Origin of the sequence: Stenotrophomonas ginsengisoli, from assembly GCF_001431485.1 — a bacterium.
GTDB classification, from domain to species: domain Bacteria; phylum Pseudomonadota; class Gammaproteobacteria; order Xanthomonadales; family Xanthomonadaceae; genus Stenotrophomonas; species Stenotrophomonas ginsengisoli.
In genome coordinates this window covers 1-18,673 of the sequence record NZ_LDJM01000002.1, presented here as the reverse complement: position 1 = coordinate 18,673, position 18,673 = coordinate 1, and the positions used below count along the sequence as shown (strand labels likewise).

The 18,673-nt window shown below is 67.1% G+C and carries 19 protein-coding genes; 11 read left to right on the top strand and 8 right to left on the bottom strand.

Annotated elements, in window-relative coordinates; genetic code table 11:
* Positions 1–60: 60 nt before the first annotated feature.
* Positions 61–936: a MerR family transcriptional regulator gene (locus ABB30_RS00235; RefSeq protein WP_057636234.1), complete on the top strand. Its 876-nt coding sequence runs from the start codon at positions 61–63 to the stop codon at positions 934–936.
* Between the two features lie 15 nt (positions 937–951).
* Here ABB30_RS00235 and ABB30_RS00230 read toward each other — a convergent pair whose 3' ends face one another.
* The 4 genes from ABB30_RS00230 to ABB30_RS00215 all read right to left on the bottom strand — a co-directional run bounded on the left by ABB30_RS00230 (position 952) and on the right by ABB30_RS00215 (position 3,508).
* Positions 952–1,788 (bottom strand): MipA/OmpV family protein, encoded by an 837-nt coding sequence (locus tag ABB30_RS00230; protein WP_161808797.1) that lies wholly within the window; start codon positions 1,786–1,788, stop codon positions 952–954.
* 117 nt (positions 1,789–1,905) lie between these two features.
* Positions 1,906–2,787 carry a formylglycine-generating enzyme family protein gene (locus ABB30_RS00225; protein WP_057636232.1) on the bottom strand — a complete coding sequence of 294 codons (882 nt, stop codon included), beginning with the start codon at positions 2,785–2,787 and terminating at the stop codon, positions 1,906–1,908.
* A 2-nt stretch (positions 2,788–2,789) separates the two neighbouring features.
* Positions 2,790–3,224 (bottom strand): hypothetical protein, encoded by a 435-nt coding sequence (locus ABB30_RS00220; RefSeq protein WP_057636231.1) that lies wholly within the window; start codon positions 3,222–3,224, stop codon positions 2,790–2,792.
* Positions 3,221–3,508, bottom strand: a complete 288-nt coding sequence (locus ABB30_RS00215) for a hypothetical protein (protein ID WP_057636230.1) — start codon at positions 3,506–3,508, stop codon at positions 3,221–3,223. Before ABB30_RS00215 ends, ABB30_RS00220 begins: the two co-directional genes overlap by 4 nt.
* Positions 3,509–3,755: 247 nt before the next feature.
* On the opposite strand from ABB30_RS00215, the gene ABB30_RS00210 reads away from it, so the two are divergent.
* On the top strand, positions 3,756–4,700 hold the full coding sequence (locus tag ABB30_RS00210; RefSeq protein WP_083489584.1) for a sensor domain-containing diguanylate cyclase: 945 nt from the start codon (positions 3,756–3,758) through the stop codon (positions 4,698–4,700).
* A gap of 43 nt (positions 4,701–4,743) precedes the next feature.
* On the opposite strand, the gene ABB30_RS00205 is transcribed toward ABB30_RS00210, so the two are convergent.
* Positions 4,744–5,667, bottom strand: coding sequence for a LysR family transcriptional regulator (locus tag ABB30_RS00205; RefSeq protein ID WP_057636228.1), 924 nt, complete (start codon positions 5,665–5,667; stop codon positions 4,744–4,746).
* 109 nt (positions 5,668–5,776) lie between these two features.
* Between ABB30_RS00205 and ABB30_RS00200 the strand changes: the two genes are divergently transcribed.
* Together ABB30_RS00200 and ABB30_RS00195 are read left to right on the top strand one after the other, a co-directional pair.
* A complete protein-coding gene (locus ABB30_RS00200; RefSeq protein WP_057636227.1) occupies positions 5,777–7,288 on the top strand; it encodes an FAD-dependent oxidoreductase in 1,512 nt (503 codons plus the stop codon).
* A 2-nt stretch (positions 7,289–7,290) separates the two neighbouring features.
* Positions 7,291–7,482 (top strand): hypothetical protein, encoded by a 192-nt coding sequence (locus ABB30_RS00195; RefSeq protein ID WP_057636226.1) that lies wholly within the window; start codon positions 7,291–7,293, stop codon positions 7,480–7,482.
* Positions 7,483–7,645: 163 nt separating this feature from the next.
* Here the strand turns inward: ABB30_RS00195 and ABB30_RS00190 are convergent, their stop codons facing one another.
* Both ABB30_RS00190 and ABB30_RS00185 read right to left on the bottom strand, forming a co-directional pair.
* The gene (locus ABB30_RS00190; protein ID WP_057636225.1) at positions 7,646–8,386 is read right to left on the bottom strand and encodes a GntR family transcriptional regulator; all 741 of its coding nucleotides are present in this window, start codon (positions 8,384–8,386) and stop codon (positions 7,646–7,648) included.
* A gap of 19 nt (positions 8,387–8,405) precedes the next feature.
* The gene (locus ABB30_RS00185) at positions 8,406–9,647 is read right to left on the bottom strand and encodes an acetyl-CoA hydrolase/transferase family protein (RefSeq protein WP_057636224.1); all 1,242 of its coding nucleotides are present in this window, start codon (positions 9,645–9,647) and stop codon (positions 8,406–8,408) included.
* Between the two features lie 85 nt (positions 9,648–9,732).
* Here ABB30_RS00185 and ABB30_RS00180 point away from each other — a divergent pair, with 85 nt between their 5' ends.
* From ABB30_RS00180 to ABB30_RS00160, 5 genes are read left to right on the top strand one after another with little or no spacing between them, the layout of a single operon-like run.
* Positions 9,733–11,142, top strand: coding sequence for an MmgE/PrpD family protein (locus ABB30_RS00180; protein WP_057636223.1), 1,410 nt, complete (start codon positions 9,733–9,735; stop codon positions 11,140–11,142).
* A complete protein-coding gene (locus tag ABB30_RS00175) occupies positions 11,133–12,524 on the top strand; it encodes an MmgE/PrpD family protein (RefSeq protein WP_057636222.1) in 1,392 nt (463 codons plus the stop codon). The genes ABB30_RS00180 and ABB30_RS00175 overlap by 10 nt, the downstream gene beginning before the upstream one ends.
* Complete coding sequence (locus tag ABB30_RS00170) at positions 12,521–13,918, top strand: phenylacetate--CoA ligase family protein (RefSeq protein WP_057636221.1); 1,398 nt, start codon at positions 12,521–12,523, stop codon at positions 13,916–13,918. The genes ABB30_RS00175 and ABB30_RS00170 overlap by 4 nt, the downstream gene beginning before the upstream one ends.
* A gap of 10 nt (positions 13,919–13,928) precedes the next feature.
* Positions 13,929–15,323: an amidase gene (locus ABB30_RS00165; protein WP_057636220.1), complete on the top strand. Its 1,395-nt coding sequence runs from the start codon at positions 13,929–13,931 to the stop codon at positions 15,321–15,323.
* Positions 15,320–16,555, top strand: a complete 1,236-nt coding sequence (locus ABB30_RS00160; protein WP_057636283.1) for a CaiB/BaiF CoA transferase family protein — start codon at positions 15,320–15,322, stop codon at positions 16,553–16,555. Before ABB30_RS00165 ends, ABB30_RS00160 begins: the two co-directional genes overlap by 4 nt.
* Before the next feature lie 87 nt (positions 16,556–16,642).
* On the opposite strand, the gene ABB30_RS00155 is transcribed toward ABB30_RS00160, so the two are convergent.
* A complete protein-coding gene (locus ABB30_RS00155) occupies positions 16,643–16,900 on the bottom strand; it encodes a DUF2789 domain-containing protein (protein ID WP_057636282.1) in 258 nt (85 codons plus the stop codon).
* Here ABB30_RS00155 and ABB30_RS15980 point away from each other — a divergent pair.
* Together ABB30_RS15980 and ABB30_RS00150 are read left to right on the top strand one after the other, a co-directional pair.
* Complete coding sequence (locus ABB30_RS15980; protein WP_152980461.1) at positions 16,893–17,099, top strand: hypothetical protein; 207 nt, start codon at positions 16,893–16,895, stop codon at positions 17,097–17,099. The two genes, ABB30_RS00155 and ABB30_RS15980, sit on opposite strands and share 8 nt — an antisense overlap.
* A 294-nt stretch (positions 17,100–17,393) precedes the next feature.
* The coding region (locus ABB30_RS00150) for a DUF7507 domain-containing protein (RefSeq protein ID WP_161808796.1) at positions 17,394–18,673 on the top strand (1,280 nt) is incomplete at its 3' end.

Here is an 18,673-nt window from a genome sequence, read left to right as displayed (position 1 = left end):
GGTGGTTGCAGTTATAAATTCGTACAACACTGGGTTGTACAAAGGCTGTACATTTTGGCCATGTACTCCGTCAAAGCCACTGCCGGGCTGACCGGCCTCACCCCGGAAACACTGCGCGCCTGGGAGCGCCGCTACGCGGCGGTGGTGCCGCACCGCGACGACAAGGGGCGGCGCAGCTACGACGCGGCGATGTTGCAGCGGCTGACCCTGCTGTACCGGCTCACCGACCGTGGCCATGCCATCAGCCGTCTGGCGGCGCTGGACGATGCTGCCCTGCAGGGCCTGCTGGAGGACAGCCGGCAACTGGCCTACGGTGCGGTGGATGACCTGCCCGGGCGCATGCTCGATGCCATTGCCGATTACCAGGTGGATGTATTTGACCGCGAATTGACCGTGGCCATCGCCACCTTGCCGTTGTCGGTGCTGATCGGGCGCCTGGTCAACCCGCTGCTGCACGAGGTGGGAGTGCGCTGGGCCGATGGCCGCCTGGCCATTGCCCAGGAGCGCCTGGTCAGCAGCCTGCTGCAGGCCCGCCTGCTGTCCATCCTCAACCAGCACCCACGCGAGCACAAAGCCCGCGTGCTGTTTGCCACCCTGCCCGGCGAGCAGCACCAGCTGGGGTTGATCGGTGCGGCCCTGCAGGCTTTCGATGCCGGGGTGCCGGTGCTGTACCTGGGGGCCGAATTGCCGGCAGTGGAGCTGGCGCGGGTGGCCAACCGGGTGCAGGCCGCGGCCGTGGCGATCAGCTCGATCTACCCGGCCCATGCCGGCCAGGTGCTCGATGAGCTGCGCAGCCTGGATGCGGCACTGCATGCGGACATCCCGGTCTGGCTGGGCGGGGCCAATGCCGCCTACCTGGGCGAGGAGTTGGCCCTGCCGCGCCTGCGGGTGATCGGCAGTGCCGATGCCCTGCGCCATCTGGCCCTGCGGGTGTGAGCGCCTGCCGTCCGCTCACCCGCGCCGGCAGGCGGCCGTTGCTTGATCCGGGCGCACCCAGCACGGGGTGAAGCCGCCAGAGACGCCGACAAACAGCGACAGCGGGCCATCGGTGCCGGCATGCACCAGCGGGCTGTCGGCCAGTGCCGAGGGCAGGCGGCTGTAGCGGGCATTGCCGACCTGGGCCCAGCGCGTGCCCAGCGGGCGCAGCAGCGACACGCCCAGGTGCGGCACGGTGACGGTCCCGGGGCGGTAGCGTGGTGCACTGCGGGTGATCCCGCGTTCCAGCGTGCCGTAGTAGTTGGCCAGGTCGGACGACTGCCAGCTGGCACCGATCTGCGGGGTCAGCGCTGTCGCACCGATACGCAGCGGGTAGCCGTACTGCAGCGGGATTTCATGGCCACCGCTGCGGTTGGTCGCATCGCTGAGCAGCTCGCGCTGCAACTTGCCGCCGCGTCTGCTCCAGTCCATCCCCAGGTCCAGGTCCAGGTCCAGGTCCAGGCCCTTGTCACGGTCAGACCGCCCGTTGCGATCCACCCCGTTGGCAGCAAGCTGGCGGCGGCCCAGGTCATCGGCATCGAACCCGTCCAGGCGGGCCTTGGCCAGCAACGACACTTCCAGTGCGTCGTCACCGGCCACCCGCCAGCCGGCGGTGAGCCCGCGGAAATGGAAGCGCGGAGTCTCGTAGGACAGCAGTGGGATCGGCAGCACGCGGGTGCCCTCACCGGCATGCACGCTGTCAGACACCGCCGCGGCCACACCGATGCCCCAGGGCGAGCGGGGCGGGCCGGGCTGGGCCTGCGCGGTGGTGGCCAGGGCAAGGCAGGTGCCGCCCGGCAGCAATGCAGGCAAGGCTTTCCTCAGGTACACCCGGGTGGAAGACTGCCTGCACGGTACAGCAAGGGCCTTCGGGACGCTTGCAGCGGCGGTGTGGCTGCAGGTGGCAAGGGCTTCATGGCACTGCATTGCTCAGGCAGGCGGCAGGTCGCGGGCGACCCGGAAGCCGCTGGTGGTGTCGGCCCCGCCGGCATTGCTGGCCCGCCGCGCGCTGGCCCGGCTGAGCCAGTGCAGCAGGTCATGTGCGCCGCCGCGCACCACACGCCGGGCAAAGCCGTCACCGGCGCGGCAGCCATCGTTGCGCGCGCTGGCATCGGCCGGACGGCCGGCATGGCTGTCGTGCCAGCAGTCCTGTACCCATTCGGCCACATTGCCGCTCATGTCATGCAGGCCAAAGCGGTTGGCCGGCTTGCGTCCGACCGGCTGCTGCCAGTTGATGCCCGTGCCATGGTCGGCATTGCCGGAGTACCAGGCCACCGCATCGGCATTGTTGCTGCCGCAGTACAGGTGGCGCCCGCCGGCACGGCAGGCATATTCCCATTCGGCTTCGGTGGGCAGGCGCCAGCCGCCGCGGCCGGCGCTGTTGAGCCAGGCCACGAACGCCTGCGCATCCTTCCAGCTGACCAGCACCACCGGCGCATCCGGGCCGCGGGTGTTGTAGTCATGGAAGTGCGGATGCAGGGTTTTCTGGGCACCGGTGGCCTGGATGAAGGTCAGGTACTGGCCGAGGGTGATCTCGAACTTGCCGAGGATGAAGCCGGGCACCTGCACCCGGGTGGGCGGGCCTTCCTCGGGTTGCGCACGGGCATCATCGGGCTGGCAGCTGCTGCCGTTGCAGCCACCCATGGCAAAACTGCCGGCGGGCAGGCGCATCGAGCGCAGGCCGATGCGTTCGGCCGGTGACGGGCCGGCACTGGCAGCCAGCAACGGGCCACGCGCCCAAGCCGGAGCAGGGCACAGCAGGGCCAGGCCGAGCAGGATGGCCACCAGGCAGGTGTGTGGGTGGGCGGGCATGTTCAACGCATCCTCAGTGACAGGCCGAACACACCGGCCAACAACAGGCTCAGGCCCAGCAGGTACCAGTCCAGCGGCGGCAGCGGCTCACCGTCGCGCCAGTGGCGGGCCGGGCGGTCGGCCACGTACTTGATGCGGAGGCTGCCGTCGGCCAGCAGGTGCTCGATATCAGCGCGGCTGAAAAGCAGCGGATAGACAAAGGCGGTGCCCCTGTCCGGGGTGATGCGCACATCCAGCTGGCCATCCCCGCTGGCAAACCACTGGTTGGCTTGGGTGGTGAAGGTGGAAGCACGGGTGACCGTGGCCGGGATGCCGCCGGTCAAGGCATGGCGGTCCACCACATCGGCAATGAAACCGACCAGGCAGGCCAGGCTCAGGAACAGCAGCACGCCACGCAGGCGGTTGCGACGGTACAGGGTGTAAAAATCGCTGCTCATTGCAGGGCCTTGCCCAGCAGGTACAGCACGAACAGGCCCAGATACAGCAGCGGTACCTTGTGCAGGGCCAGGCCCATGAAGCGGTGCGGTTCGTCGCCGGGTTCGGCATCGCCATTCAGGCGCCTGCCCAGCACCCACAACAGCGGGCAGCTGGCCAGCAGCAGGCCCCAGAACACCCCGGCACTGGCCGGGTGGCTGATATCGCCCAGCACCAAGGCCATTACTGCCATGCACAGGATCGGCAGCAAGATGCCGAGCAGACCATAACCACGCCACGACAACATGCGACATCCCGCGAAGGTGAACAGGCGTCTATTCGATCAATAGTGAGGCCAGTCGGCAATGGGGCCAGGTGTCATGGCCGGCGGTGGCAGGCAGGGGATGAGTGCTGCATGCGTACCCGCGGAGGTGGCGTGGTTTTGTGATCATCTTCACAAATGCGGCTGGCATTGGCGCTAGATTCGCCGTTCATGCCGTTGCGCGCGGGCGGGCCGGTGACGGCGCGGCGGCAAACTCGGGGGGAGATGGACAATGAAGCTGACACTGCTGCAATCAAGCCCGGCATTGCCGTGCGATTGCGCCTGCCTGAAATCACCGCAGGTGGACGTCAATTCGCCCTACATCCTGACCGCGATGCTGGTGCGGATGTTCGAGTTTTCCCCGATCGCCATTGCCATCACCAGCAGCGACGGCGAAGCCGCACGCTACCTGAAGGTCAACCAGGCCTATCTGGATCTGGTCGGGCGCAGCTGGAGCGAGCTGTGCCAGGCCCGGGTGGCCAATGTGGCGGCGGTGGTCGATGAGGGTTTTGCCCGGCGCAACCGGCAACTGGAGGCCGAGGGCGGCTATGTGGGCGAGCCGGTGAACATCCGCCATGCCGATGGCCGGGTCATCTCCACCCTGATTTCGGCCCAGCGCACCGTGGTGGAGGGCATTGCCTACGACCTGGAGATCATTGTCGATGTCTCCGAGCGTACGCGGCTGCAGGAGGCCCAGGCCGCGGCACTGCAGGCCGCCGCCTGTACCGATGCGCTGTCCGGGCTGGCCAACCGGCGTGGGTTTGACCAGTACCTGGGCCAGTGCCTGGCTGCGCAGGAGGCGCCCGAACTGACCCTGGCCCTGATTGATGTGGATGACTTCAAGCAGGTCAACGATGCGCATGGCCATTCGGCCGGTGATCGCCTGATCCGCGAACTGGGCCGGCGCCTGCGCCATTGCCTGGGCGAGGACGCCTTCATTGCCCGTACCGGTGGCGATGAGTTTGTGGTGATCGTCCAGGACACCGATGCCGCAGGCTGGCTGCGCGAGCGCATCGGTGGCGCCTTCGGGCCGATGACCCATGCCGGCAAGTCGTTGATGGTCACCGGCTCGGTGGGCGTTGCCCGCTACCGGCCGGGCGAGCACAGTGATGCGCTGCTGGCCCGCGCCGATGCGCGGATGTACGCCCAGAAGGCCCTGCAGCAGTCACTGCGTTGACAGCCTCGGCACAGGGCCTGCCCGGGGCAGCGGGCGGCGCTGCTCAGACCAGTTCGCGCATCCCGGCGATCTGTGCGGCATTGCGCAGGGCCTGCAGCAGGCGGGCCAACGGGGCACTCTGCGGTTCGCCGGCACGGGTATAGGCCATCACCGGGCGCTGCCACAGCACTCCGGGTACATCCAGCGCCACCCATTGGCCAGTGAGCAGTTCGGCCTGGGCCAGGCGGCTGGGCAGCAGGGTCAGGTAGCTGCCTTCGCGTACCAGTGCACGCAGGAACTCCGGTGAGCTGGTCTCCATGGTGTTGGCCGGTGGCTGCAGGCCTGCATCGAGGAAATGCTGGCGGAAGGCCAGCTCCACCGCGCCCAGGCGGCGGCCGAAGATCCAGTGCTGGTCGATCAGCCGGGCCGGGTCGATGTTCTTCTTGCGTGCCAAGGGATGACGCACGCTGGCCACCACCCGGTACTCGTCATGCATCAGCACTTCGCTGTGGATGCGCGGGTCCGGCGTGTCCTCGCCTGCCGTGTGCAGGGTCACCACCACGTCCAGCTCGCGCGCGAGCAGGGCCGGTTGCAGCTCCGGGGCGATGCCGCCGACCACATGCACGCCGATCTTCGGCCAGTGCCGGCGCAGGGCCAACACTGCCGGGGCTACCAGCGAGCCGGCGGTGGAAGGGCCGGTGCCGATGCGCACCTGGCCTTCGCTGCCGGTCTGCATCTCGGTCAGGCGGTCCTCGAAGCGGCGCACGGCCTCATCGGCGGTGCGGGCGTGGTCCAGCAGCAGGCGGCCGGCATCGGTGAGCTGGGCCTGGCGGGTGCCGCGTGCGAACAGGCGTTCTCCCAGTTGCTGCTCCAGCGCGGTGATGCCCTTGCTCAGGGCCTGCTGGGTGCGCCCGGTGGCCGCCGCGGCCCGTGTAAAGCTGCCGTTTTCGACCACGGCGAGGAAGTAACGCAGCTGACGCAGGTCCATCGGTGCCATCCATCAACAACCATTGGTTGTGGATCGTACGCAAATTGGTTGGCGATATGTACGGTCATGTCCAAAAGTACGGACATTCGCAACATTCCCGGGAGGGATCATGGCCAGCTTGAATTCGGTAAAGCAGTGGGACCAGCAGTACGACCTCGTCATCGGCGGCTTCGGCCTGGCGGCGATGAGCGCGGCCATCGAAGCACATGATGCCGACCCGAACCTGTCCATCCTGATCCTGGAAAAGGCACCGGAAGCCGAGACCGGCGGCAACAGCCGCGTGGCCGGGCAGTCGCTGCTGATCACCAAGAACGCCAAGGTGCTGGCCGAATACCAGCGCAAGATGAGCGTGGCCAACCCGATCCCGGAAGACATGCTGGTGCCGTGGTCCGAGGCCATGGAAGCGCTGGAACCGTGGATCCAGGAGCGTGCCGCCCAGGCCGGCGCCCAGTACATCCATGGCACCGGCTTCTCCGAGCGCGATGCGGTGCTGGAATTCCCGGAATTCGGTGCCCGCGAGGCCGTGCACTGCACCGCCACCATCCTGCCGCTGCCTTCGGGCGTGTACCTGGCCTTCCGCGAGAACATCCGCCAGCGCCCGCGCATCCAGATCGCCTTTGAATCGCCGGTCAAGGACCTGGTCCAGGACCCGGACAGCCTGGAAGTGTTCGGCGTGGTTGCCGAGCAGAATGGCCAGCGCGTCAACATCCGCGCCAACAAGGGCGTGGTGATGGCCACCGGTGGCTTTGAAGCCAACCTGGACATGCAGCGCAACTACTTCGGCCTGGCCAATCCGGCCCCGCTGGGCACCCCGCACAACACCGGCGACGGCATCAAGATCCTGCAGAAGGCCGGTGCCGACCTGTGGCACATGCGCAACCAGGGCCAGTCCGGCGGTATCTGGCCGGGCTTCAAGCCGGAAGGGTTCGTCAACGGCTTCCTGCGCCAGTTCTTCTGGCAGAGCTTCAGCTGGATCGAAGTGGACGCCAACACCGAGCGTTTCTACAACGAAACCGCCGAGCTGCAGCTGACCCACTACAAGGAAAAGAAACACGGCCACTGGGTGGACACCCCGCACTACCGTGCGCAGCCGGTGCACATGATCTTTGACCACAACACCTGCCAGTACAACAAGCTGGTGGTGGAAGTGATGAGCTGGAACCCGGTGGTGCGTGGTTACCAGTGGTCGGACGACAACTCGGCCGAAATCGCCAAGGGTTGGATCCAGAAGGCCGACACCATCGAGGAACTGGCCGTGCTGATCGGCCGTGACCCGGCCAAGCTGCGCGCCGAAGTGGACCGCTACAACGCCGCCTGCGCCGCCGGCAAGGACGAAGTGTTCGACCGCAATCCGCTGACCCTGCAGCCGATCGCACAGGGTCCGTTCTACGGCGTGCGCATCGACCCGGTGATCGTCTGCACCGGTGGTGGTGCCCGCCGCAACATCAAGTCCGAAGTGCTCGACCACGCCGGCCAGCCGATCCCGCGCCTGTATGAAGCCGGCGAAATGGGCTCGATGTTCTCCGACCTGTACCAGAACGGTTCCTACCTGACCGAAGCGATGATCTCCGGCCGCGCTGCGGGCCGTGGCATCGTCGGCCTGGCCAACTGGGAGGGCTGAGCATGAAGGTCGTGACCCCGATGACCAAGCTGGATGTGCGCATCAACGAAGTCACCGCCGAAGACGGTCTTCTGGTGATGAACGGTGTGGCCGGCATGATGCAGTGCAAGACCTCGCTGACCCCGGCCGAGTTCCGCCAGATGATGCGCATGGCGCTGCGTCCGAACGTGCTGGCCCTGTTGTTCAAGAAGTAAGCCCTGGCCGGCCTGGCTGCTGCCAGGCCGCGGTGGTGGCAGACCGCCCGATGTGTCGTTCCCTCCCCCGGACGCATCGGCCGGCTGCACCACCGGCCAAGGCCGGGCACAAAAAAGCCGGCACTGCATGCAGTTGCCGGCTTTTTTGTGCCTGTTGCGCCGCTCAGCGATGGTTGCGCGAGAGCACCATCGAATAGGCAAAGCGCCCCGGCGGATGCAGGCTGGTGGCGATCATCAGCATCTTGCCCTGGGCATCGCGGTAGCGGCGCTGCACGCGCATGGCCGGCTCGCTCTTCTTGATGCTCAGCTGGCGTGCGTCCTCGGTGCTGAAGGAGGTGGCATCAAACACCTGCTCCACCCGTGACAGCTTGCTCGGCTCCAGGAAGCGGGCCACCGCACGGGCCGCGCTGGCCACGTCCAGCAGCTTGTCCACCGGCACCCCGGTACGCACCGGCACCCACATCTCGGTCACCGCCAGCGGCTGCCGGCTGGGCTCTTCAAGACGCAGGGTGTACAGGCGCAGGTAATCCTTGCCTTCGGCAATTTCCAGCTGGCGGGCGACCTCGGCCGTGGCCGGCAGGCGCTGGGCGGTGATCACCTGCAGGCGGGTGGAGTTGCCGTACTGCATCAGCAGGTCGACGGTGTCGATCTCGTGCTCGTAGCGCATGGCCACGTTCTGGGCGATGACCCGGGTGCCGGCGCCGGGGCGGCGGTCCACCAGGCCGGCACTGATCAGCTGGGCCAGGGCGGCGCGGGCGGTATGCCGGCTGACCTGAAAGCGCTCGCACAGCTCCAGTTCGGTCGGCAGCAGGGTGCCGACCGGATATTCGCCCTTCTCGATTGCTGCCTGCAGCTCATCGCCGAGTTCGGCGTAACGGGGTTTGCTTCGGCGCGTGCCAGTCATGTGGAACCAGATCCTTGTACTAGAGAGTCCGTGAGAGGTCATGCCAGGCACTGGCCAGGCCCTCACGGTGCTCGGGGGCGGCGATTGCGATCAGGGCGGCAGCACGTTGGTGTACATCCAGATGACGCAGGTCAGCCACGCCATGCTCGGTGACGATGCAGTCGGCATCCACGCGGGCAAGGCTTACCGGTCCAGCGGGCAGCATCGGCACGATGCGGCATTGCCCCTTCGGGGTGCTGGCAGGCAGGGCAATGATGCCGCGCCCGGCCACGGTTTGGCGAGCACCGTGGATGAAATCGGGCAGGCCGCCGACCCCGCTCATTTGCTTGCCGGACAGGAATTCGCCGTTGACCTGGCCCAGCAGGTCCACCGACAGCGCGCTGTTGATGGCGTGCAGGCCGTCGATCTTGCCGAGTGTGGCGGCGGCATGGGTGTAGCCGACCTCGCGGAAGGCAATGCGTTCGCAGGCCCGGTACAGCGCGTCGGTGCCCAGGGCCACGCCGGCCACCACGGCATCCTCGGCATCGGCCAGCGCACCGGATTCATACAGGCCGAGCAGGCCATCGGAGACCATGCCGCTGTGGATGCGCAGGTTGCGCCGGTCAGCCACCGCACGCAGCACCGCCGACTGCAGCCGGCCCAGGCCCAGCTGCAGGGTCGCGCCATCGCCGATCAGCCCGGCCACACGCTCGGCCACCGCATCCATGGCGCCATCGGCGGCCGGATCGGGTACTTCCAGCAGCGGCGCCTCGGCCACGATGGCCGCGGTGATTGCGCTGTAGGGAATGGACGGGCCACGGGTGCGCGGCATCAGCGGGTTGATGTGGGCCAGCACGATGCGTGCATTGGGCCAGGCGGCCGGGGTGAAGTCGCAGGCAATGCCCAGCGAGCAGTTGCCGTTTTCATCCGGCGGTGCCACCTGCACCAGGGCCACGTCGAAGCGCGCGGTATCGCGCAGCCAGCGCCAGGTGGCGCTGTAGGTCAGCGGCAGGTAATCCACCCGGCCATCGAGCCAGCTGGCGCGCAGTTCGGCCGACAGGAAGATGGTGCGCTGGCGTGCCTGCGGGTGCAGGCCGGCAAAGTCGAAACGGTTGACCGTGGGAATCTGCACGCCGCTGTAGCGGGTGCCGGCGCTGGCCTGCGGTTCGGCCTGCAGCCACTGCTGGAACAGCAGCGAATGGCCAGCGCAGCCGGGGGCATACACCTCGCTGGCAGCGCGGATGTAATCCAGGAAGCGGGAGCTGTCCAGCACGTGCGGCATACAAACATCCAATGTGGGTCCAATGCGCGGATCATATGATATGTCCGGACAAAGTTGGTTATCATCAAAACCTGGACGGGCGCCCATGCGCCGTTTGTCGTGCCGCTTCTTGATCCAGGAATCCGTGATGACCGTGGCTTCTCCTTCGCTTGTGCAACAGCTGGCAACGCAACTGCAGCGGCCGGTGGATGCGCCTGCGCGGCAACGTGCCGCGGCCCTGCTGGTGGACTGGCTGGGCTGTGCCCTGGGTGGTTTGCGCGGCCCGCTGGCACAGCAGCTGCAGGGCGTGGTGGCCTCGTGCGCGCCGGGCCCGTGCACGGCCTTGTCGGCCGGCCAGCACGACATCCACGATGCGCTGCTGATCAATGCCGCGCTGGGCAATGTGCTGGAGATGGATGACGTGCACCGCGCGGCGATCCTGCATCCGGGCCCGGTGGTGATTCCGGTGGCCCTGGCCGCGACCCAGCGCCAGAACGGCAACGGCCATGACCTGCTCGATGCGATCGTGCGTGGCTACGAGGCCACCATCCGTGTTGGTCGCGCGCTGGGCACCTCGCATTACCGCTACTGGCACCCCACCTCCACCGCCGGCGCGTTCGGCGCCACCGCGGCCGCCGCCTCGGTGCTGGGGCTGGACGCAACGCAGACCGCTGATGCCCTGGGCACGGCAGGCAGTCGTACCGGCGGGCTGTGGCAGATGCGCCATGAAAGCGTGCCGACCAAATCCTTGCACAACGCCCAGGCCGCGCAGAGCGGCTGGCAGGCCGCGCTGCTGGCCCAGGCCGGGCTGCGCGGTCCGCGCTACATCCTGGAAGGCGAGCAGGGCCTGTTCGCCGCCACTGCACCGCAGGCCGAGCCGGCCCTCGTGGTGGCCGCAGAGGCGGACTGGCTGATCCACAGCACCAGCCTCAAACCGTGGCCGGCCTGCCGGCATGCGCACCCGGCCATCGATGCCCTGCACGATGCACTGGCCAGTGGCCGTCCCGGTGATGGCGCCCAGGTGGTGGCCATCGAGGTGGCCACCTATGCCGAGGCCCTGCGCTTCTGCGATCGGGCCGAGCCGCAGACTGCGCTGCAGGCCAAATTTTCCCTGCAGCACGCACTGGCGGCGATCTGTGCCCATGGCACCCCGGTGCTGGCCCATTACACCGATGCGGCCTGCGCTGATCCGGCCATTGCACGCCTGCGCAGCGCTGTGCAGGTTGTCGAGGATGCGGCCTGCTCGGCGCGCTTCCCGGCCCATTACGGTGCCAACGTGCGGGTGCAGCTGGCCGATGGCCGTGTGCTGCAGGCCCAGCGCGTCGATGCCTGGGGTGACCCGGAGCAGCCGATGCACCCGGCCGATATCGACACCAAGGCGATGGAGCTGGCGCAGTGGGGCGGGGTGGAGCCCGGCCTGGCCCATGCGCTGATCGTCCAAGTGCGCAATCTGGCCGAAGGCGGCACGCTGGATACCCTCACTCCGTTGCTGTCACAGGTAAGCCCATGTCACTGACCGATGCCCTGCTGCAGCATGCTGTCACGCTGCGTTTTGACCACCTCGGCGCCGAGGCGGTAGCGGCCAGCAAGGTGTTCCTGATGGACTCGCTGGCGGTGGGCATTTCCGGCTCCGGTACCCAGGTGCCGCTGACCGCCGCGGTGCGTGCCAGTGCGGCCAGCTACGGCAGTGGCAATGCGGCGCGGGCCTGGGTCACCGGTGAACCGCTGCCGGCGGCCAGTGCGGCGATGGTCAATGGCTGGCAGATCCACTGCCAGGAATTTGATTGCGTGCACATGCCGGCGGTGGTGCACCCGATGGCGGTGATCGCCTCGGCCCTGATCGCCGCGGCTGAAGACAAGGCCAACCGTGGCCTGGGCGTGGTGGATGGCCGCACCCTGATCAGTGCCTTGAACGTGGCAGTGGATGTGGCCACCCTGCTGGGCATCAGCGGGCGGGCGCCGATGCGCTTCTTCCGTCCGGCCATGTGCGGTGCGCTCGGTGCCACGGCCGGCATCGCCCACTTGTACGCTGCTGACCAGGCCACCGTGCGCAACGCGCTGGGCCTGACCTATTCGCACCTGTCCGGCACCATGCAGGCGCATGTGGAAGGCTCGCCGACCCTGGCCCTGCAGATCGCCCTGAACTCGCGGGCCGCACTCAGCTGCTGGGAGCTGGCCCGCAATGGTTTCCCGGCCCCGCAGGACATGCTGGAAGGCCCGTTCGGCTACCTGCCATTGATTGAAGGGCAGTTCGATACCGGCCCGTCGCTGCAGAAACTGCATGGCGCTGAGTCGCAGATGCTCAGCGTCAGCCACAAGGTGTTCCCCACCGGCGGCGCAGCGCATGCCGCCCAGGACATGCTGATGGAGCTGCGTGCGGCCCATGGCCTGACCCTGGACAACGTGGCGGGCATCGAGCTGCTGGCACCGCCGCTGGTGCACCGCCTGGTCGGCCGCCCGTATGCCGCCGACATGCAGACCAGCTATGCGCGCCTGTGCCTGCCGTTCCTGCTCGGCACCGTGCTTCTGGACGGCAAGGTCGGCCTGTCGGCCTATGCGCCGGGAAAACTGGCCGATCCGCGCCTGGCCGCCTTTGCCCCGGCAGTGCAGCTGCTGCCCAATGACTGCAGCGACCCCAACGCACTGGTGCCGCAGTCCATGCGCGTGACCCTGCGCGATGGCCGGGTCCTGCACAACCACCGTGATGCGGCCATCGGTTCGCCGCAGCGCCCCCTTTGCCGTGAGCAGCAGCTGGAGAAGTTCCACCACTGCCTGGATCACGCCGCGCGTGAGTTTGACGTGCAACACCGTTCCACCCTTATCTCCCACATTGACCATCTGGAGGACATCGCCGATGTCCGAACGCTGGTCGACCTGCTGATCGTCGAGGCACCATGAGCTACGCCACGTATTTCGAGTCGTTCGATGTCAAGGAGCTGCTCAAGCAGTTCCCGCTGGACCAGGCTTTCACCGACAAGTTCAAGGCCATCAGCCGCGAGCAGCTGCGCGCCGAGCAGAACGAAAAGTTCCTGCGCTGCGTCGCCCGTGCCTGGCAGATCCCGTTCTACCAGCGCCTGTGGGGCAATGCCGGGATCAAGCCGGAAGACATCCAGAGCCTGGATGACATCACCAAGCTGCCGGTGTTCGGCAAGCACGAGATCATGGCCTCGGTGGAAGCATATCCGCCGCTGGGCGATTTCCACGGTTGGCAGGACGGCACCGAAGCCGGCAGCAAGCCGCTGGTGTTCCACACCACCTCCGGCACCACCGGCCGCCCGCAGCCGCTGGTGTTCTCGCCGCATTCGCGCGAAGTGCAGAGCCTGCTGCTGGCCCGCCTCTACCGCTGGCAGGGCATGCAGCCGGGCGATGTGGTCCATTCGGTGTATGGCCACGGCATGATCAACGGCGGCCACTACGTGCGCGAGGCGGTCACCCATTACACCCAGGCCCTGTTCTGCTCGGCCGGCACCGGCATCGAGATGCGTTCGGCGCAGCAGGTGCAGCTGATGAAGAGCATGGGCACCAATGTCATCGTTGGCTTTGCCGATTACATCAAGAAGCTGGCCGATGTGGCCCGCGAGCAGGGCCTGGAGCCGGGCAAGGACATCCCGGTGCGGATGATCTGCGGCCACCTGGGCCGTGAATCGCGCGAGTCGTTGTCGGCGGCCTGGGGCGGGGTGGAGCTGTATGACTGGTACGGCGTGGGCGACACCGGTGCGATTGCCGGCCAGGGCCCGGACCAGGATGGCCTGTACCTGATGGAAGACGCCCAGTACGTGGAAATCCTCGGCGTGGACGACGGCCAGATCGTGGCCGATGGCGATGTCGGCGACATGGTGGTGACCTGCCTGTACAAGGACGACATCTACCCGATCATCCGCTTCAACACCCATGACGTGACCCGCGTGCTGACCACGCCGTCTTCGCTGGGCATGAACCTGCGACGCATCGAGGGCTTCCTCGGCCGCAGCGACAACATGGTCAAGATCCGCGGCATCAACGTGTTCCCGCAGGCGATGGCACCGATCCTGGAAGAGCACGCCGCGTTTGCCGGCGAGTTCATCTGCATGGCCAGCCGCGATGAAACCGGCCGCGACGAACTGGCCGTGCACGTGGAAACCTCCGCGGCGCTGGACGATGCCCAGGTCAATGCAGCCTTCTGCAGCCTGCTCAAGCAGAAGCTGGGCGTGGAAATGAGCGTGGTGCTGTGCGCACCGGGTTCGCTGGCCCCGCTGACCGGTATCGAAGTGCGGCAGAAGCCGGTGCGCCTGATCGACAAGCGCTTTGCCTGAGGACGTTGCCGTGAGCCATGCCGATGCCGGGCTGCTGGCCCGTGACCTGACCGACCAGCGGGCCCTGCTCGCTGACCGGCAGATTTCCAGTGTCGAACTGGTGACCCAGACCCTGGCCGCCACCGCGGCCAGTGCCGGGGCGGTCAATGCCTATCTCAGTGTCGATGCCGACGCCGCCCTGGCGGCGGCAGCGATCAGCGATGCGCGCCTTGCTGCCGGTACCGCCCGCGCGCTGGAAGGCGTGCCGGTGGCGATCAAGGACAACATCGACGTGGCCGGTGCGGTGACCACCGCCGGCATGGGCACGCGCCGGCACAGTGTGCCGGCAGCCCAGGACAACCCGGCCGTGGCGGCCCTGCGCGCGGCCGGTGCGGTGATTGTCGGCAAGCTCAACATGCACGAAGCGGCGATGGGCGCGGACAACGCCAACCCGTTCTACGGCGATTGCCACAACCCGCACCGCCACGGCTATACCCCGGGCGGTTCGTCCGGTGGCAGTGGTGCGGCGGTGGCCGCCGGCCTGTGTGCGGCCGCGCTGGGCACCGACACCATGGGCTCGGTGCGCATCCCGGCCGCCTACTGCGGTGTGGTGGGATTGAAGCCCAGCTGGGGAGCGATCAGTACCCGCGGCACGGTGGCACTGTGCCGCCGTCTGGACCACATTGGACCGCTGGCCCGTTCTGCCCGCGACCTGCCGGTGCTGCTGCAGACCCTGGCGGCATTCGATCCGGACTGTGCGCAGTCGCGTCCCATCCATTTCCTGCCGGCGCAGACCGGTGCGCTGCGCATCGGCGTGGTGGATTTCGGCAGCGCTGCCGAGGTCGATGCCGATGTGCAGGCCGCTTTCGAAGACGGCCTGCGCGTGCTGGCTGGCCTGGGCCACCAGCGTGTGGCCTTGCCGGGGCCGAGCTTCACCTCCGGCCAGGCACGGCGTGCCGGCCTGCTGATGTGCGAAGCGGAAATGCTGATCGAGCATGCCGAGGCCTGGGGTGGAGACCGTTCGTTGTTTTCGCCGCTGCTGGTCAAGCTGATGGGCTGGGCCGAGGGCAAGAGCGCGGCCGATCTGGCCGCCGCGTCCCTGCTGGCCGATCGCGCCCAGGTACAGCTGCAGCAGTACCTGGCCGGATGCGATGTGCTGGTCATGCCGACCGCGCCGCAGCGGGCCTTTGCCCATGGCAGCCCGGTGCCGGCCAGCCAGGCCGATCTCACCGCCTATGCCAACATGGCCGGCAACCCAGCCCTGTCGGTGCCGTTGCCGGTGGGTGCCGGCGAACTGCCGATCGGCATGCAGCTGGTCGGGCGCATCGGTGAGGAATACACCCTCATGGCGCTGGCACAGGCCTTCCAGCAGGCCGTGGGCCATGTGGCCGCCTTGCCGGCGGCGGTGAAGGAGTGGTGGCCATGATGCAGCCGCTCGATGGTGTGCGTGTGCTGGACCTGTCGCGCATTCTGGCCGGCCCCTGGGCCACCCAGGTGCTGGCCGATTTCGGCGCCGATGTGATCAAGGTCGAAAAGCCCGGGGCAGGGGACGACACCCGCAGCTGGGGCCCGCCATTCCTCATCGATGCCGATGGCAACCCGACCCGCGAATCGGCGTATTACCTGTGCGCCAACCGTGGCAAGCGTTCGGTGGCCATCGACATGGCCACCCCCCAGGGCCAGCAGTTGCTGCGCGAGCTGGTGGTGCATTGCGATGTGCTGGTGGAGAACTACAAGGTCGGCGGGCTGAAGAAGTACGGCCTGGACTGGGACAGCCTGAAACAGATCAACCCCAAGCTGGTGTACTGCTCCATCACCGGCTACGGCCAGGACGGCCCGTATGCCCAGCGCGCCGGCTATGACGCGGCGATCCAGGCCATCGGCGGCCTGATGAGCGTGACCGGCGAGGCCGATGGCACCCCGGGAGGTGGCCCGCAGAAGGTGGGCGTGGCCGCCACCGACCTGCTCACCGGCATGTACGCGGTGGCCGGCATCCTGGCCGCGCTGCGCCATGCCGAGCGCACCGGGGAAGGGCAGCAGATCGATCTGGCCCTGCTCGATACCCAGGTGGCGTGGCTGGCCAACCAGGCCTCCAACTATCTGGTCGGCGGGGTGGTGCCGGGCCGTCAGGGCACCGCGCATCCGAACATCGTGCCCTACCAGGTGATGCCGGCAGCCGATGGCTATTTCATGCTGGCCGTGGGCAATGACGGCCAGTTCGCCCGCTTCTGCGAGGTGATCGGGCGTCCGGACCTGGCCGCCGATCCACGCTATGCGACCAATGCCGACCGTGTGGCGGCGCGTGCCGAGCTGGTGCCGTTGCTGCAGGCCATCCTTCGCACCCAGCCGGCGGCGCACTGGCTGGCCGCGCTGGAAGCGGCGGTGGTGCCGGCCAACCCGGTCAACCGTATCGACCAGGTCTTTGACGATGCCCAGGTCAAGGCACGCGGCCTGCGCATCGAGCTGCCCCATGCCAGTGGCCAGGACGTGGCCATGGTCCGCAACCCGCTGTGTTTCTCGGCCACGCCGGTACAGTACCGTGCCGCCGGGCCGGTATTGGGCCAGCACACCGACCAGGTCCTGGAGCAGGTGCTGGGGATCGACACGGCTGGCTGCGATGCCCTGCACGATGCCGGAGTGATCGGCCGTACCGGCTGATCACGGCGCAGCGCCAGCCCGCTGCTTGTGGGCGTGGATGCAAAACAAAAGGCCGGGAGTTCCCGGCCTTTTTCGTGCCTGCCGTGCTCAGCGGGCCGTGCGTGCCTTCACCGCATCCTCGTGCAGGGACTCATTGAGCGCATCCACCACCAGCGACCATTCGTCGTCGGCCTTGAGTGCCTCGCGCAGGAACTGGCGCTGGCCCTCGTTCCAGATCGGCGCATCGGCCAGCGGCACTTCCTCGGGCAACTGGTTGTCGAGGAAGAAGCGGGCAATGGCGTCCTCGTCGGCGGGCAGGCCCAGCTGCAGGAACAGGTTCGTCATGCGGATTTCACGGGTGTCCATCAAAGCATCCAGCGTCATCAAGGGGATGGCGACAGCCTCGCTGCTGATCGCCGTTGATGCAATCGCTGCGTCGACGCTTTCTGCCGGGGGAGGGCAGGGGCGGAAACTGGCCTGTGACGTAATTCTGGCGGTTGTCATCGGCGCTTTCGATAGTGTCAATTTCGCGTCAACACCAGCATGGCGTGGAAAGTGTGAATAAGCCCACACTTTTGCGCAGTCGCTCACAAATATGCGTATTCATATAGATGTTGCCGTCGCGACATCCCTCTTACGTTTAATTACCATTCATATTTTAGTCATTGATTTGACGCTTGTTATGTGACGTTAAGCGTCACTTTATGACCCGTTTAGCTTTTCGCAGTCTGTTGTGCGCCAAAACTCCGGCGCGAGCCGCTTGATTTGTGCGACCCAGGTCACGTTTCCTTGCATCCCAAAGTACCCGCGGAAATCCGTGGGAATCGACTGAATTGGCATGCAGGGGTCGGCTGTGAACATGGATCGTCATTTGTTGCGTACTGGCCGGGTCTGGGTGGTGTTTGCCCTGTTGGCAATGGCGGGCAGTGCGCTTGCACAGACCTCGGTGACCAACACCGCCTATCTCTCGCCGCCGACGGGCTGGCGTTGCACCACCCCGAACGAGCAGGGCAACTGCACCGTTTCTTCCGCCGTGACCAATCAGGTTGGCTCCCCGCAGCTGGCCATCAGCAAGACCGCCACGGCCAGCCCATTGGTGGTCGGTGGCAACGTCATCTACACCCTGCAGGTCAACAACACCGGCACCTTGGCAACCTCCGGGACGATCACCGTACGTGACCCCCTGCCTGCTGGCCTGGGCTATGTATCGGCCACAGGTACGGGCTGGACCTGCTCTAACCCCAGCAATGTGGTGGTCTGTACGCGTACCGCCGCGGTGGCTGTCGGTGCCGCAGCACCGCCGATCACGGTGACCGCCAGCGTATTGCCGGCCGCGTTGCCGCAGGTCGTCAATACCGCCACGGTCGCTGGTGGTGGTGATGCCCGCTGCCCGACCGAAGGTACGCCCGGCCCGTCCTGCAGCAGCACCGTGACCAGCACGGTGGTGCAGCCGGTGGTGACTGTGGCCAAGGCTGCCACTCCGGCCAGTGGCACGGCCGTACAACGCGGTGACCAGATCAGCTACACCCTGACTGCCACCGTTAGCGGTGCGGCCACCGTCACTGCCACCACGCTGACCGACACCCTGTCGCCAGGGCTCGACTTCGTTACCCCGTTGCCTGCCGGTTGTACTGCCAGCGGCAGGGTCATGAGCTGCGTGCTGCCGGCGGGTACTGCCGTCGGTACCCTCGATCTCACCTACCAGGTCACGGTCAACGCCGCAGCCACTGGTACGGTCACCAATACGGTGACTGGCGCGGCCTGTACGGCCGGTGCCAGTTGCACCACCTCCCATCCGGTGCTGCTGCCAACCGTTGCCCTGAGCAAGAGCGCGGTTGCACCGCGCACTCCGGCCCAGGTCAATGACGAGATCAGCTACACCCTGAGTGTGGTGGTGACCGACGCCAAGACCGTCACCGCGACCACCCTGACCGATACCCTGGGTACCGGCCTGGAGCTGGTGGCTGGCTCGATCGTCGCGCCGGATTTCAGCTGCAATGCCGCCAATCCGCTGGTGTGCACGCTGCCGGCCGGTGCCGCCATCGGCACCCACACCGTGACCTACAAGGCCCGCGTGACCGTGGCTGCCGGTACCTCGGTGATCGACACGGTGAGCGGCACCCGGTGCCCGAGTAAAGA